Origin of the sequence: Roseomonas rosulenta (assembly GCF_016106005.1) — a bacterium.
Lineage (GTDB): Bacteria > Pseudomonadota > Alphaproteobacteria > Acetobacterales > Acetobacteraceae > Neoroseomonas > Neoroseomonas rosulenta.
The window spans coordinates 1-878 of sequence record NZ_JACADR010000596.1 but is presented as its reverse complement, the minus strand read 5'-3'; the positions used below and the strand labels follow the sequence as shown (position 1 = coordinate 878).

Below are 878 nucleotides of genomic sequence, written 5' to 3'. Positions count from 1 at the left end.
TGCTGGAGGCGGGGGCCCTGGCGGTCGAGGTGCTGGCCGCCGCCCGCGTGCCGGACCCGCGGCTGCGGGACGCGTAGCGGGGCGCTGCCTGGCAGCGGGCGGGGCGGCCGGCCAGGCGCCTGCCGGACCTGTGGGGCGCCGTCTCGGCGCACTGGACGTCGCGACCGCATCGCAATCTCCGCCAGGGCGCGAGGATACCGCGCCGGAGCACCCGGCCGGATAGGAACGGTGCCCCGACCGCCCCGCTTGACCGCGGCCCGCACCGTGCCACCTTCTGCCGCATGGCCAAGGTCGAGATCTTCACCACCGATTTTTGCCCCTACTGCGCGCGCGCCAAGGCGCTGCTCGACGGCAAGGGCGTGGCGTATGAGGAAATTTACGCCCCCAATGGGTCCGAGGCGCGCCGCCAGGCGACCGAGCGCTCGGGCGGGCGCACCACCGTCCCGCAGGTCTTCATCAACGGGCAGGCCGTCGGGGGCTCCGATGACCTGCATGCGCTGGAGCGGGCTGGCAAGCTCGACGCGCTGCTCGCAACCTGAAGCCCCCCTGGCACTCCCGGGCCGGGAGTGCCAAATCTGCGCCGACGGGCCAGCGGCAACCCGCCCGCGCCGGGGACGATGGAGACATGATCCACTACCAGTTACGCTGTACCAGCACGGCCGATGAGCACGCCTTCGACGGCTGGTACCGCGACAGCGCCGCCTTTGAATCCCTGGCCAAGGCCGGGCTGGTCGATTGCCCGGTCTGCGGCGGGACCAAGGTGCAGCGCGCGCTGATGGCCCCGGCCATTCCGAAGAAGGGTCGCCCGGCGCGCAATGCCGTGGTGCCGGCGCCGGAAGCCCCGCCGCCCCCCGCCGCCCCGGCCCCGCCCGCAGCGC

General features: G+C 74.0%; 2 protein-coding genes. Both read left to right on the top strand.

Translation table 11 applies throughout. The features are described 5' to 3' along the window. Nucleotides 1-281 precede the first annotated feature (281 nt). Nucleotides 282-539 carry a glutaredoxin 3 gene (gene grxC / locus HW578_RS27120; protein WP_198373795.1) on the top strand — a complete coding sequence of 86 codons (258 nt, stop codon included), beginning with the start codon at nt 282-284 and terminating at the stop codon, nt 537-539. A gap of 86 nt (nt 540-625) precedes the next feature. Beyond that, a partial coding sequence (locus HW578_RS27115; protein WP_198373794.1) for a DUF1178 family protein occupies nt 626-878 on the top strand: 253 nt, incomplete at its 3' end.